At 35.4% G+C, this 14,864-nt stretch carries 14 protein-coding genes; 6 read left to right on the forward strand and 8 right to left on the reverse strand.

The window, feature by feature from the left end; genetic code table 11:
• Positions 1 to 99: 99 nt before the first annotated feature.
• From gdhA to BM212_RS05375, 7 genes are all read right to left on the reverse strand, one after another.
• On the reverse strand, positions 100 to 1,446 hold the full coding sequence (gene gdhA / locus BM212_RS05345; protein WP_091897004.1) for an NADP-specific glutamate dehydrogenase: 1,347 nt from the start codon (positions 1,444 to 1,446) through the stop codon (positions 100 to 102).
• 160 nt (positions 1,447 to 1,606) lie between these two features.
• Positions 1,607 to 2,419: an MBL fold metallo-hydrolase gene (locus BM212_RS05350; protein WP_072693615.1), complete on the reverse strand. Its 813-nt coding sequence runs from the start codon at positions 2,417 to 2,419 to the stop codon at positions 1,607 to 1,609.
• A 135-nt stretch (positions 2,420 to 2,554) separates the two neighbouring features.
• A complete protein-coding gene (locus tag BM212_RS05355) occupies positions 2,555 to 3,460 on the reverse strand; it encodes a two-component system regulatory protein YycI (protein ID WP_072693616.1) in 906 nt (301 codons plus the stop codon).
• The gene (gene yycH / locus BM212_RS05360) at positions 3,450 to 4,766 is read right to left on the reverse strand and encodes a two-component system activity regulator YycH (protein WP_177206343.1); all 1,317 of its coding nucleotides are present in this window, start codon (positions 4,764 to 4,766) and stop codon (positions 3,450 to 3,452) included. The genes BM212_RS05355 and yycH overlap by 11 nt, the downstream gene beginning before the upstream one ends.
• Positions 4,763 to 6,619: a cell wall metabolism sensor histidine kinase WalK gene (walK, locus tag BM212_RS05365; protein WP_091897037.1), complete on the reverse strand. Its 1,857-nt coding sequence runs from the start codon at positions 6,617 to 6,619 to the stop codon at positions 4,763 to 4,765. The genes yycH and walK overlap by 4 nt, the downstream gene beginning before the upstream one ends.
• A 6-nt stretch (positions 6,620 to 6,625) precedes the next feature.
• Positions 6,626 to 7,339 (reverse strand): response regulator YycF, encoded by a 714-nt coding sequence (yycF, locus tag BM212_RS05370; RefSeq protein ID WP_091897012.1) that lies wholly within the window; start codon positions 7,337 to 7,339, stop codon positions 6,626 to 6,628.
• Between the two features lie 157 nt (positions 7,340 to 7,496).
• A complete protein-coding gene (locus BM212_RS05375) occupies positions 7,497 to 8,018 on the reverse strand; it encodes a PTS sugar transporter subunit IIA (protein ID WP_091897015.1) in 522 nt (173 codons plus the stop codon).
• Positions 8,019 to 8,214: 196 nt separating this feature from the next.
• On the opposite strand from BM212_RS05375, the gene BM212_RS05380 reads away from it, so the two are divergent.
• On the forward strand, positions 8,215 to 8,658 hold the full coding sequence (locus BM212_RS05380) for a DUF948 domain-containing protein (RefSeq protein WP_091897018.1): 444 nt from the start codon (positions 8,215 to 8,217) through the stop codon (positions 8,656 to 8,658).
• 30 nt (positions 8,659 to 8,688) lie between these two features.
• The gene (locus BM212_RS05385; protein WP_091897021.1) at positions 8,689 to 9,222 is read left to right on the forward strand and encodes a YtxH domain-containing protein; all 534 of its coding nucleotides are present in this window, start codon (positions 8,689 to 8,691) and stop codon (positions 9,220 to 9,222) included.
• A gap of 82 nt (positions 9,223 to 9,304) precedes the next feature.
• On the opposite strand, the gene BM212_RS05390 is transcribed toward BM212_RS05385, so the two are convergent.
• Positions 9,305 to 10,765, reverse strand: coding sequence for an alpha-amylase (locus BM212_RS05390; protein ID WP_091897024.1), 1,461 nt, complete (start codon positions 10,763 to 10,765; stop codon positions 9,305 to 9,307).
• Between the two features lie 257 nt (positions 10,766 to 11,022).
• On the opposite strand from BM212_RS05390, the gene BM212_RS05395 reads away from it, so the two are divergent.
• The 4 genes from BM212_RS05395 to BM212_RS05410 all read left to right on the forward strand — a co-directional run.
• Positions 11,023 to 12,411: a TrkH family potassium uptake protein gene (locus BM212_RS05395; RefSeq protein WP_091897027.1), complete on the forward strand. Its 1,389-nt coding sequence runs from the start codon at positions 11,023 to 11,025 to the stop codon at positions 12,409 to 12,411.
• Positions 12,412 to 12,422: 11 nt separating this feature from the next.
• Positions 12,423 to 13,091 carry a potassium channel family protein gene (locus tag BM212_RS05400; RefSeq protein ID WP_245750936.1) on the forward strand — a complete coding sequence of 223 codons (669 nt, stop codon included), beginning with the start codon at positions 12,423 to 12,425 and terminating at the stop codon, positions 13,089 to 13,091.
• 502 nt (positions 13,092 to 13,593) lie between these two features.
• Positions 13,594 to 14,442 carry a Nif3-like dinuclear metal center hexameric protein gene (locus BM212_RS05405; protein WP_091897033.1) on the forward strand — a complete coding sequence of 283 codons (849 nt, stop codon included), beginning with the start codon at positions 13,594 to 13,596 and terminating at the stop codon, positions 14,440 to 14,442.
• Positions 14,443 to 14,580: 138 nt separating this feature from the next.
• Positions 14,581 to 14,864, forward strand: a 284-nt coding sequence (locus BM212_RS05410; protein WP_177206345.1) for a helix-turn-helix domain-containing protein, incomplete at its 3' end; no start/stop codon positions are given.

A 14,864-nucleotide genomic window follows, 5' to 3' on the forward strand; every position in this document is an offset into this window, starting at 1 on the left:
AATATGTGAAGAATCTATATTTTTTTGATTTTATTCTTTTAAAAGACTGTGATTCTACTTGATTAAGCAGAATCACAGTCTTTTAAAGTATTATTTCTCTTATACAAGTCCTTGTGAAATCATTGCTTGAATCACACGATCAAATCCAGCAATATTCGCTCCTGCCATAAGATTATTTTTTTCAGCGTATTTAGAAGCTGTCTCGCTACAGACTATATAAATATTTTTCATAATAATCTTTAATTCACTATCTACTTTTTCAAATGTCCACGGTAAACGTGCAGAGTTCTGCGCCATTTCCAGTGCAGATACTGCTACACCACCAGCATTAGCTGCTTTTCCTGGACAGTATAATATGCCATTTTTACTGTAAGAATCAATAGCTTTCTTGCTAGATGGCATGTTAGCTCCTTCAGCAACTATTTTAGCTCCAGCTTTAGCAATTTCATGAGCTGCATTCAGATCAATTTCATTCTGGGTAGCACACGGCAAGGCAATATCATATGCTTCTTTTAATGTCCAAACAGATTCTCCTTCTACATATACCGCATCCGTATGAACATCTATATAGTCTTTGATTCGACTACGACGAACTTCTTTAATTTCTTTTACAAGATCTAAATCAATCCCCTCAGCATCATAAATATATCCAGAAGAATCTGAACATGTCAGTACTGTAGCACCTAATTCTTGAGCTTTTTCAATTGCATAGATTGAAACATTTCCACTACCCGACACAACAACTTTCTTATCTTTTAGTGAATCTTGTCTATCTTTTAAAGCGTTCTGAACAAAGTAAACTAGTCCATAACCAGTCGCTTCTGTTCGCGCTAAACTCCCCCATGAATTAAGTGGTTTCCCTGTTAAAACTCCTGCTGTATAACCATTCAATCGTTTGTATTGTCCAAATAAGAATCCGATTTCTCTTCCTCCAACACCGATATCTCCAGCGGGTACGTCGATATCAGGACCAATATGTTTCTGGAATTCTGTCATAAAACTCTGGCAGAAGCGCATAACTTCAGAATCCGATTTTCCTTTAGGATCGAAATCACTTCCACCTTTTCCACCACCGATCGGTAGCCCAGTTAAACTATTTTTGAATATCTGTTCAAATCCTAAAAATCTTACAATACTTTCATTTGTAGTAGGATGGAACCTAAGACCACCTTTATAAGGTCCAATTGCTGAATTATATTGAACTCGATAAGCTCGGTTGACTTGCCATTTCCCCTTATCATCTTGCCAAGGTACACGAAACTGGATTAGTCTTTCTGGTTCAACAATCAGAGATAACAGATTTTTTTCAATTATTTCTGTGTGTTCATCAAGATAAATTTCTAATGTTGGCAGAAATTCTTCTACCGCCTGAATAAATTCTTTTTTCTCTGCATGTTTTTCTTTTAATTCTCTTAATACTTGCTCAATGTACGATTTAGATGTCAATCTATTCACAGCTCCTTCTTAAATAAATGCTTCTTATCATTTTATCATAATTATTTATTTTTAAGAAGTTTTTCATTATAACATTGCAATTATCTGACAAAAATGATAAAAAAGAAGCAGGCTTTTATATAAAAAGCCCACTTTCGATTTCCTATTTTTTTTATAACATGAATAATGGCGAAGCTTCTACAGGATCTGTATCGAACAAAGTATAGTCATGACCCACACCAGTACCTTTTTGCTTAAGAATCTCTTCTACTGTGGAATGGGCTATTTCTTTCAGATTATTTTCCTTACTCAAATGTCCTAAATAAACTCTCTTCGTTCTATCACCGACGATTTCAGCGAGTGCCAATGCGCCATCTTCATTGGAAAGATGTCCTTTATCACCAAGAATGCGCTGCTTGAGAGACCATGGATAACGACCCATTCGCAACATGCTTAAATCATGATTGCTTTCAAATAAATACGCATCTGCATTTTTCACATAATCACGCATGTTATCACTAACGTATCCAGTATCTGTCAACATAACAAATCTCTTATTGTTTTTTTGAAAAGTATAAAACTGGGGATCTACTGCATCATGAGATACCCCAAAACTTGATACGTCAATATCACCAATCGTCATAGTCTTATTCATATCGAAGTGATGCTTTTGCTCTATTTTTATTTTACCTAATTTAGGTTCCATTGCCTTCCACGTATTTTGGTTTGCATAGATATCTAAATTATATTTACGTGCCAAGATTCCAACACCCTTAATGTGATCACTATGTTCATGTGTAACCAAAATGGCATTCAAATCTTCTGGACGACGATCAATCTGCTTCAGTAACTCAATGGCTTTCTTGCCACTGAATCCACAATCTACTAATATTTTTATTTTATCTGATTCAATATAAGTGATATTTCCAGTACTTCCGCTGGCCAATACGCTTATTTTTAATCCAGATTGTTCAGCTTCTAACATTTAGAATTTCCTCTCTGGTCAATTGTCATTGTTTATCTTACAATAAACCGATCTACTAAATCAAGAAGCCGTTTAATCGAATGCTAAACGGCTTCTTGATTTACTCATATATTCAAATTTTCTAGAGAAAAGAAATTATTCTTCTGCTTCAATTGGCTCTTCCACCTCTGATGTATCTTCTGAGGATGCGTCTTCTGATTCATCACTTTCTTCTAACGCAGGAGTATCTGTAGGATCAGATAATATTCTTCCATTAGTATCTACTGCATCTACTCTAAAAACTTCACTTTCATTGCTATTTGTAACAGGTACCAACCATATCGGTCCATACATACTCAAATTTTCTAAATTTAATGTTCTCTGGTAAGCTAGAATAGGGGTTTCTACTTTTGATCCCGATGCTAATTCATTATTCTGAAATAAAATCTCTATAGCCCTTTCAGCAGTAATCAGTTCATCAGAAGAGCCTTGTTCTTTCATTGGACCAGCATAAGTCTGCTGGTAAGAAATAATATTCCCGTCACCACCGTAATATAAAGAAATTTCAGAAGTCCCATCTCCGATAGGAATACCATTTACCATCTGACCGTAGATGAATCGATTCCCCTCTCTATCATATCTAAGGTAATCATACTGCTCTCCAAACAGGACAGACGAACTATTGACAAATTCATCTAACAAAGTCAGATCTGCTTCTGTGAACCCATCTTCAGGATTACCTTCTAATTCGATAGGATCGGATAAAATACTAGTATAAAGTGTTCCTTCTGAATCAATAGATCCAGCTTGGTTCTCTAAAGATTCTGCATTGTCTTCTAGAAGCATATTAGCATCTGCCTGCATATAATAAACCTCTGATTCAACTTCAGGCAACGTTTGTGGATACTCAATTCCTCTATCACGCATGTCAGAAGTAAAATCTTGTGTAGGATTCGTTGTAGCATACTGAAGATCCGTTCTACTGATAAAACTCACTAAAAGATAAATATTCAATAGTACAAAAGCTAACAGAAAGATATTTTCAATTTTTTTAAAGTCCACTGAGTGATCCCTCCTGTAACTCCATAAATTGATCGACTGTATACCAGTTACTATCATTTTCTACATTAATATACCAGTCAGGTTCAAAGTGGATCACCCGTTCGTCTTCTTCACTTTCTTCCCATGTCAGTCCTACTTTTAATCCCGTAATGGTAGAAAGGTCGATTCCTGCCGCCTCTAAGTTTCCAGCAATTTCACTTCCACTTGCCAACTCTTTTTCATCATATCCGTCTAATGAGATTGGCGTCTGAGCAACTCTCAATGGTATACGTAAATTTTTCATTCCACTTCCGTCTACTGTCAAAGCAACTTGTGAATCAAGCTGTTGATCGCTAAATACAGGCATCCCATCAAGATAACGTTGAAAAATTACTTCCCCAGTAGATGGATCATATGATTCATACCTTGATCTGTCTTTCCAGTTTTCCACTTTTGCTAATTCCTGAAAACTATTAGACAAACGTTCAGTCAGAGATAGTTCTTCCTGATTTGTTCTCTGACGTAAATAAGAAAGAGTATAATTTTCATCGTTAATAACTACTTCTGTTGTCAAGCTAGTGTATTGTTGCCCGTTCAAGGTAGATCTGACATCTACTTCCGATGTGTCTTCAAAAAATTGACTGATAAACAGTCTATCCGGCAAACGCTCAACTATATAATTTTCATAAGACAAACTCATTTCCGTATCTGGTACGTAAATAATTTGGTTTAACTCAAGTCCTGTTGCTTCTGTATAATGAATCGCTTCAGCATCTCGAAAACCTGCTAATAAATCTTCAGGAATCATAACTTCTTCAAACTCATAGGTTAATTCTTCCTGATCATTATAAAACAGCACTCTATCTTGATCGTTTAAATTAAATAAGACCCGGTCAAAAGTACGATTTTCGTAATCTGAAGGAATATCTTCAAACCCTTCACTAAATAAACCAAAAGGAATTTCTTCATCAAAAACAAATTCTACCCATGAGTCTTCATAAACTATTTGCTGATATTCTGAACGCGTGAGTGTTTTAGGCGTTTGAACATCACTGAATCTCATCGTTTGATAGCTTTGTTCAACTAAATCCTGAGTGTCTGCCAATGAAGCGAGCTGATGACTATCATAAGCTTCATGTAAAATTATTTGATTTGGAGAAAAAACTTCGGAACTCGAACGGTCGACTAGAGCAGGCGTCGTTGATCCTCCACTTGAAGTCGTTTGTTCATTAGACTGGCTACCCGTAGTCAGCAAACTGACACTTAAGAACAAACTAAGAACAATGAGCGCGCCGAGTAATATATGTTTTATATGTGTCCAAGTCACGACCATTCATCCTCCTCAAACGGCACATATGGAAGAGACAGGTTGAATGTTGTACCTTTTCCTTCCACACTCTCTGCCCATATACGTCCACCGTGTTGTTCAACGACTTCTTTGGAGATCGCTAATCCTAATCCACTTCCACCCATAGCTCGTGAACGTGCTCTATCTACACGGTAGAATCTGGAAAAGATTTTTACTAAATCTTTTTTAGGAATTCCCATTCCTTCATCTTTAATACTGATAATGACAGCTCTTTCTGTCTGACGCATTCTTCCCGTTATCGTTCCACCATCTGGAGAATACTTCAATGCATTATTCATAATATTGTCTAAAACCTGAATCATTCGATCAGTATCTATCTCTACAAAAGCAGGTCGATCTAGTAAATGTCTTTCTATATTATACTTTTTATCTTCATATTCTGTAGAGTGAATCAGCATATCAAATCGATTTAACACGTGATCTAATAATTCAGTAATATCGACTAATTCTACATCTAATTCACTTTTACCTGCATCAATTCTTGAAAGATGCAATAGATCCTGAATCATTCGAATCATTCGATCCGTCTCGTTCTGGGTAACTTCTAAGAAGCGTGGCGCTAGTTCGGGATCTTCCCATGCTCCATCTGCTAATGCTTCAATGTAACTTCTCATACTTGTTAATGGAGTTCTTAATTCATGAGAAACATTAGACACAAATTGTTTTCGTTCTTCTTCTATTTTCTCTTGCTCTGTTACATCATGTAATACACAAACGATTCCACTGATAAATCCTGTTTCTCTTTGAATCAATGAGAAAGAAGCTCTCAAAACTGTCGGTACACCCATGGTTGATCCACTGATCAGAATATCTTCTTGTTCTTCTAATATTTGTCTAAGTGTAAGTTCTTCTTCTACATCCAATACTTTTAGTAAACTTTTTCCGTTGGCTTCTTTACCTGTCACGTCCAGCATCGTTTCAGCCATACTATTGACGATTACAATCTTTCCTCGTCGGTCTGTTGCAATAACCCCATCTGTCATATGCGTTAAGACACTGTCTAACCTACGTCTCTCTGAATCGATCGATTCTTGTGCTTCAGCGACTTCGTCCGAAAGTTCGTTGATTAGAAAAGCTAATTGACCCAATTCATCTTCACCATATACTTTTAAGGTACCTGAATAATCTCCTTCAGCAATTGCACGTGTCTGTGTCTGCATTTCTTTGATTGGTTTAGTCAACGCGCGCGAAACCATATTTGCTAAAATCAAAGAAAGTACAATTGCTACGGCTGAAGATTGCAAGAAAATTCGGGTAATTTGTGAGATTTGATTATAAACATCTTCAATGTTACTTTCCATCAAGACGACACCTAGAAATTCAGGATCCTCGGCGTTCGAGAAAATAGGTTCCACAACTTTCCATCTTCTTCCAGAAGCGGCATCTTCGACTTGTCTAGTTACCGTATCTCCGTTTAGATGTGCACTTCTCACATCTGCATCCGTGGAAATCTGTCCAAGCATTCCTTGTTGTGTACTGTCGCTGATTCCTAAAACGACCATATTCGTATCTATAACTTGCAGTTCAGTAATTCCACTTCCAGAAAATTCCATAAGAAGATCATTGATCTGTTCTTTAGGGTCTATTTCAGAATCTTCATCACTTTCATAAGCTTCTAGTAACGGTAAAATTGCACTTTCTAAAAAAGTCATCTGAGTCTGTCGGTCTTCTTCGAAATTGGTTACCAGTTGTCGTTCAATCTGGGTAATAAAATTCGCCCCAATAATCTGTAGGGCGAATACAAGTAACATTACAATAATAAATACGATTTTTGTATTGATAGATTGGTAAAAACGAATCTTTTTTTTCATATACAATTATTTCTCCTGTTGTTCAGGATTCCTTAAATAATAACCTACACCACGTCTAGTTACTAAAAAATTAGGATGGCTCGGATTATCTTCGATTTTCTCTCTCAATCGACGAACCGTTACATCAACAGTACGTACGTCTCCAAAGTAATCGTAACCCCAAACGGTCTCTAATAAATGCTCTCGCGTCATAACTTGTCCAATATGCCTTGCTAGATAATGTAACAACTCAAATTCTCTATGCGTTAATTCAATCGTGCTGCCTCTTTTAGATACGATATAAGCATCTGGATGAACCGTTAAATCTCCTACTTCTATATCATTAGTTTCAGGTTTTTCTGGTTCTGCTGTCTGTACAGAAGATTGACGTCTCAAATTTGCTTTGACCCGAGCAACTAACTCACGATTAGAAAAGGGTTTTGTTACATAGTCGTCTGCTCCTAGTTCTAGTCCCAGCACTTTATCAATTTCCTGATCTTTAGCTGTTACCATAATAATGGGAATATCATGCTTTCTACGGACTTCTCGACAAACTTCCAATCCATCCATTTTAGGCAGCATTAAATCTAACACGATTAAATCTGGGGTGCTCTCTTCAACTTTTTCTACCGCCTCTTCCCCATCATAAGCAGTAACTACTTCGAATCCTTCTTTTTCAAGATTAAATTTTACTATATCTGAAATTGGCTTTTCATCATCTACCACTAATATTTTTTTCAAGTGATGCTCCTCCTCAGAAACATGTTTTTAATCATCAATTCATCTATCAACTAACTTACAATCAATTATACAGCACCTATGAACTCGGTTCAATTTTTCATATTAAACCGCCATCAGAACTTGATTCATCCAATAAGTATCCATTTCTTCTAAATCACTAAAAATTTAACTCCATTGCAATCGTTTCTCCTGCAATAACCTCTTTTGAAGGAAAAACTGTCTGGTTCATTTGTATATCCTGGTCATCTAAAACGATTACTGAAATGATAGGGTTGTATCCTTTTTTGACAATTAATTCCTCATCAAACTCAACTAGAGTTTCACCACTTTCGACTCTATCCCCTTTTTCCAGCTTCGTAGAAAAACCTTCTCCATTCAATAGTAAAGTATTGATTCCCACATGAATCAGGATTTTTATTCCTTCTTCGGTTTCGATGTAGTAAGCATGCTTGGCATCTGCGACTTCAATCAGCTTTCCACTGATGGGAGCCACTACAGTCTCGGATACAGGTTTTATTGCAAAACCTTCTCCAATCATTTTTTGAGCAAAGACTTTATCTGGAACATTTTCAATGGATAAAACTTCTCCATCTGAGACTGCACACAGTTCTATCTTGTGCTGAGAATTCTTCATTTCCCCTATTTCAATTTCAGAATCCTTCATTTTCTCATCGCTCATTATTTTCTCCTTTTTATCACTACTTATATGATAGTTATCTAAGTACTTTATGTTGCTACTATTCTAACAATTAAAGCCGTTTCAAGCAATATCTTTTAAACCGTAGCTTCTGTTTGTTGCTAAGATACTGTTCGTGGTATTCTATCTATATAGATAGAAAATTAAATACTAGTTTAGAAGTAAAGGAGGGACTACTATGTCATTAGGATATATCATCGCTTTGATTATTTTAGGTATAGCTTTTATTGCTCTTATAGCAATCGGAATCGTTACCTTTAAAAAAGTTAAACCAACAATCAAAAATTTTAAAGAAACTCAATCCACGGTTCAAGACCATATTGAACATTTTACTACGGAAGCTGATGCTGTCCAAACTAAAGTAAACAAGATTATGGGAAGAGTCGAAGATTTACAGAAAGTATCAAATATCAAAATGCAAAGATTCAACGAATTATCTACCCACGCTTCTAGTTTAAATGATTCATTGACTTATTTAAAAGAACACGGTGGAGACTATTCAAAAGGAATAGCACAAAATGCTGTAGATGAACTAAAAACAGAGGGTCCAGTAATTGCTAAAACATTTAGCTTAGCTTTCAAGCGAACGATCGAAAAGCAAAAAGCACGTTATAAAAACTAATTAAACAAGTATTGAGAGGAGATTTACATTATGCCAAGAATAAGCTTAACTAAAGCCATATTGATGAGCGCTGCATCTGCATTCACAGCCTTACTATTCGCTCCAAAAACTGGAAACCAGTTTCGAAAAGAATTAAAATCCGGAGCTTCCAAATTAAAAGATTCCAGTGGCGATAAAGCACAAAAACTACTTGAAGATTTCAGAGAATCTTATAGCGAAGTAGACCAAGAACTACAAGCTGAGCAAGCGGAAATGGATGCCAAACAAGCACAGTTAAATAAAACAATCGAAGAGATTGAAAGAGATCTAGCACAAAAACAAGCATCGCAAAGGGATTCAGTAATTGATCCTGCTACTGCCTCTCACTCAATGTATGATGACGAAACATTGGGAGATGTCAACGGAACACCCCTTGATCCAAATCAAGATCAGGCTATTCCAAAAGACAAAGTTGATGAAGCTTTACATGATAACTATTTATCAAAAGATAATGAATTTAAATTAAATAAAAAAGATTTAGCTGATGAAAAAGAAGCATCATTAAAAGTTAATCCTCATGACTAATTAAAACAAATAAATTTCAACTCTAAAAAAAGCGATCAAGATGCGGAGTACTTTTTCTCCTAGACATCTTGATCGCTTTTTTTTAATATTTTTTAGGAATCCATACTGAAATTGATTCTGCATTAACTGGGAATATTGCTGTTCCGTCTTCACCAATTTCAATTTCTTCTTCTCTGTTACCTAGTTTATCTATATAGTGTTCTCCTGCATGCAGGTCACCAACATTCATTTCCTTGTATCCTTCTTCTCCACTAGATAATACGACCGCACACCCTTCAGGATGTTCATCATCACCTGTACGTGTAAATCCTAGACAAGTAGCATGATCAAGATAATTATACTGTTCACCATAAGCATATTCTGTTCTGATATGCATCAATCTTTCAATAATATCCGGACAGCCCTCATAATCAACTTCACCACTATACCCGTAGTAATCACTATAAAAAAGACAAGGATATCCATACGTACTCAACAAAACAATACCATATGCTAATGGTTTGAACCATGGCTCTACATAGGACTCTAAAGACTGTCCTGGCTGCGAATCATGATTTTCTACAAACGTCACAGCTTGCTCTGCATTCTTTTTATAAAGTGTCCCATCAAATAGTCTTCTCAAATCAAAATTTGTTTTCTGCTGAGAAGCTTCATGCAAGGCATAATGAAACCTTACATCCATCATAGAGATATTGAACTCTTGATCTTCTAAATACTCTTCTAAATATTTATATTTCTGGTGCCAGTATTCCGCTACAAAGAAAAAGTCTTCACCATATTCTGCACGAACTTCTTCAATCAGCTCTTTCATAAACATACGATCAATGTGCTTAACTGCATCTAACCGAATTCCATCAATTCCAGTTTCTTCTATAAACCATTTAACCCATTTTTTTGTTTCTTTAATAACTTCTGGATGACTATAATCAATATCCGCAAACATTAAGTAATCAAAATTACCAAATTCAGTCGATACATTTTCGTCCGGTGCCCAACCCTTACCTTCTCCTTCGATACGATAAATTCCCTGTTCTCCAGTAATTTCATCATCAGATACACCCGAGAAATGATACCAATGCCATTCAAAGTCAGAATATTTCCCTTGTCTTCCTGGAAAATTAAAATAAGTCCAAGATTCAATTTCTTTTGCTTCTTCAATTTCTTCATGTCTATTATCCTCATTGACTGCAACTGCCCAGAATTTTTCTGTTCCATCTGCTCCAGCTTTATGATTCAAGACTACATCAGCATAAACTTGTATCCCGTGTTCATGTAATGTATGAATGGCATCTAGTAATTCTTCTTTTGTTCCATATTTAGTTCGAATTGTTCCTTTTTGATCAAATTCTCCAAGATCATACAAATCATATATACCGTAGCCTACATCTTTTTGATCCAATGATTTAAAACAGGGGGGAATCCATACAGCTGTTACTCCTATTTCTCTTAAATGAGCCGCTTCTTCTTTCAGTTTTTTCCAGTGAGTCCCATCATTTGCTAAGTCCCATTCAAAATACTGCATCATTGTTCCATTATAAGCCATGTTCGTCTCCTCCTACAATCAGCGTTCAATATTAGACACTGTATCAGTACTATTTTATCGGTCAGAACAGAAAGAAACAACTATAACGGCTTACGACTCTATGCCTTTAAAACTCAAATTTAGAGCTAACTCAGAAACTGTCACTTTACAAGCAAGAATTGTCACGCCTTTTTCATCGTATATGCTTGTATTTTAGGTATTCAAGAGATACAATCTAGTTATTGATTTTTTATAGTATCAGAAAGGAAAAATTTTGTATGAGACGCTTGTTAGACCACTTTTCATTTTTACCCATTCCATTTAAAATCGTTTTAAGTTTTGCTTTCGTTATTTTGATTGGTTCTTTCTTACTTGCTCTTCCGATAAGTCAACAAGCCAGTTCACAAGCTACCTACTTTGATCATCTTTTTATTGCTGTATCTATGGTTTCTGTAACGGGTCTTTTTACTGAACCGCTAGCTTATACTTATAATATCTTTGGTCAAATCATAGGACTAATTTTGATTAAATTAGGTGGTCTAGGATTAATTACACTCGTGGCGACGATTGTAATGCAATTAGGACGCCGCGTAAGCATGAAAGATGAGGTTACTTTGCAGCAAGCTTTGAACAGAGGAGATATGATTGGCTTTCGTGATTTTCTGATTTCTGTTGTTAAGTATACTTTTCTAATTGAAGGAATCGGGGCTGTTTTTTTGAGCTTCCACATGGTTCCTTTATTTGGGTGGGCCAAAGGAACATTTACCTCAATTTTCTTATCTATATCTGCCTTTAATAATGCCGGATTTGATAATTTGGGCACAACTAGCCTACAAGGTTTTGTGAATTCTCATATAGTCAATATTGTTATTCCCCTTCTGATCATTATAGGAGGGATCGGGTTTTCTGTCTGGTTCGATCTTGCTCAAAATTTCAAAGCTTTTATTTCAGTTAGAAGCTGGATCGATTTTAAAGGACGATACAGAAGGTTGAAATTACACACTCGCTTAGTTTTGAACTGGACGATATTTCTCATTTTTGCAGCTATGGTTTTATTCATGCTGTCTGAATGGAATAACAGCGAGACTATTGGTGGATTGAATTTCATTGGTAAAATGCAAGCGACCTTCTTCCAAGCTGTAACACTGCGGACGGCTGGGTTCGGTACTGTTGGTTACACACATCTTCGCTTATTTACAATTATCTTTATGACTGTGTTCATGTTTATTGGAGGTTCTCCTGGTGGTACTGCCGGTGGCGCGAAAACTTCAACCGTTGCTTTAGTTGTAAAATTATTATGGGCCGAGATTACCGGTCAGCAACATGTACATTACCAAAAAAGAACATTAGATGATGAAATTGTTCAGAGAGCATTGGTAATTGTTGTGATGTTTGTCATTTTAAATTTTCTTGGTCTATCTCTAATGTCTATATTTGATGAAACCGTCCCTATGCAGTATCTCTTTTTTGAAGCTGTTTCTGCACTTGGTACCGTGGGCTTATCAGCTGATCTTACTTCTGAGTTATCTCGCGGCAGTCAGACAGTCATTATGTTCTTAATGTTCATAGGCAGACTGGGTCCTATCACGATCTTTACAGCATTGGGACTTTTTGATAGAAAACAAAAACCGAAAGTTTATGCATCAGGAAATATCTTAATTGGATAGGAGAGAAAATATTGAATAAAGTTGTTGGGGTATTAGGTCTTGGAGTATTCGGATCAACCATTGCAAAAGAATTAGGTGAACATTATTTTGATGTCATCGCCATAGATAAAGACTTAGTTGATGTAAATCGTGTGGAAGAATATGTAGTACAAGGTGTCCAAGGGGACATTACAGATCTAGATTTATTGAAAAGTATCGGTTTTGAAAAATGTGATACCGTCGTAGTTGGTACAGGTTCAAACCTGGAATCTAGTGTTTTAGCTGTCTTAAATTGCAAAAAGCTAGGCATTAAACATATTATTGCTAAAGCAAAAAACAAAGTTCATAAAGAAATTCTATTAGAAGTTGGCGCGCACGAAATCATTCGCCCAGAAAAAGAAATGGGTGACCGAGTCGCTCGTAACATCATGAGAAATAAGATCTTAGATGTTATTGAACTTGATGAAGATAATGCGATTATCGAGTTTCTCACACCTAAAGAATGGGTCGGAAAATCTTTAGTTCAATTAGATCTTCGAAATAAATATAAAATTAATGTTATTGGTATGAAAAATTCTGAAGGAGAAAAACTGCAAGTAAATCTTTCTCCAGATGAAAAAATTTCTCCTAAAAGTATGTTGGTGGCAATAGGCGAACCCCATACTTTTGAGCATTTAGACTATACAAATCAATTGAAATAGTCGTCACGAAAATTGGTTATTATGTAACTCCTTTTTCTAAAAAGTAGTTTTCTGAAAAATTAGTATTTCTTGAACAGATACTGTCTATCCATATATTCAAAGTAAATAAACAAATTTTAAAGTAGGCTATGGTGAATTTCAGCATAGCCTGCTTTTTTATTATAAAAAATTAAATTACTAATTTTAAGAATATTCTTAAAAAATAATGAGTGAATATATAATAAACAAATCAAATAATAGCTATTTATGAATTATTAACCTACAAGCCTTTTGGATTTTTTTATTCTTGGATAGTGTTATCTCTTTAAGTATTTAATGATAGTTGAAAAAATTTAAGAACATTATTGGAGGAGCAAGATCCGAAGGCCCATATCCAGTTATAAGCGATCCTCAAGTTGTAGAGGTTTACACCAATGTTATACTAATAGTAAAGATGTTAAGATCGAATTCTCTTTGGAAAGTTATTATAAGATTACAAGAATCTATCAGGGAGGAATAACTTTTGAAAATAAGTGATGCTATTTCAAATATAAAAAATTATCATCATGGTTATGATTCGACAGGTAAAAAAATCAATGATGAACAAGCTCGTGATCAAATCTTGTATGGAAATGCTGAGCAGAAATGTACTGGTATCATTACGACGATATTTGCCAGTATAGATGTTATAAGACAAGCACATGAACTTGGAGCCAATTTAATTATTGTGCATGAAGCCTTATTTTGGAACCATGGAGATCATCAAGGGTGGCTGGAAGAAACAAAAAATCATACTTATAGGATGAAAAAAAATCTCCTAAATGATTATGGAATCGTCGTATGGAGAAACCATGATTATGTTCATTCTGGAATACCCTTAGAGGATGGATCATATACAGATGGTATTTTTTACGGGTTTGCCAAAGAAATGGGTTGGGAAAATTATGCTTCTAAAAAAGCAAATGCACTTACAAAATTTGAAATCCCTGAAATAAGAGCAAAAAATCTTGTTAAAAAGATGATTCAATGTCTCAACCTCAAAGGTGGTCGTATTATTGGAAACCCAGAAGCAAAAATTCGAAGAATTGAGATTCCATTTCATATTTTCGGTAACGCCAATGATGAGATTATTAAAATGGACACAGATAAAGTTGATGCTTTGCTAGCTATGGAACTAGTTGACTTTTCCATTAATGAGTACGTAAGAGATAGCAGTATGCTAGGAAAAAATAAAGTCATTATTACATTAGGACATTTCAATATGGAAGAACCGGGAATGAAATATATGGCAACCTATATCCCTACTGCATTAAATGAAGATATCCCTTGTTACTTTGTACAATCAGGTGATACTTTTCATTATGTTTATTAACTTTTCACTATATACAGATACAGAATAGAACTGAACTTTATTCATTAAGTAAACAAAGAAAAATAAACAGCAGACCTGAAAAATGATCCGACCCCCATATATTAGACCAAAAATCTAATGTATAGGGGTCGGTTTTTTATGACTAAATATAATCTAAAGTTCAAGTCGATGGTCGTCACTGAATATCTAAAAGGATTTGGTGGTTACAGTTACCTTGCAAATAAATATGACATCAAGAGTGCAACTCAAGTTAAAGATTGGATAAATACTTATCAGAATTCTGGATGGGAAGGATTAGAGCGTAAGAGAAACCATAAGATTTACTCTGTTCAATTTAAAGTCAATGCGGTAGAGTTATACTTAAGAACAGAGTTGTCCTACCGCGAAGTTGCCAATCAATTAGGCATCAATCGACAAAGTAT

The sequence above is a fragment of the Marinilactibacillus piezotolerans genome (genome assembly GCF_900114235.1).
GTDB lineage: Bacteria > Bacillota > Bacilli > Lactobacillales > Carnobacteriaceae_A > Marinilactibacillus > Marinilactibacillus piezotolerans.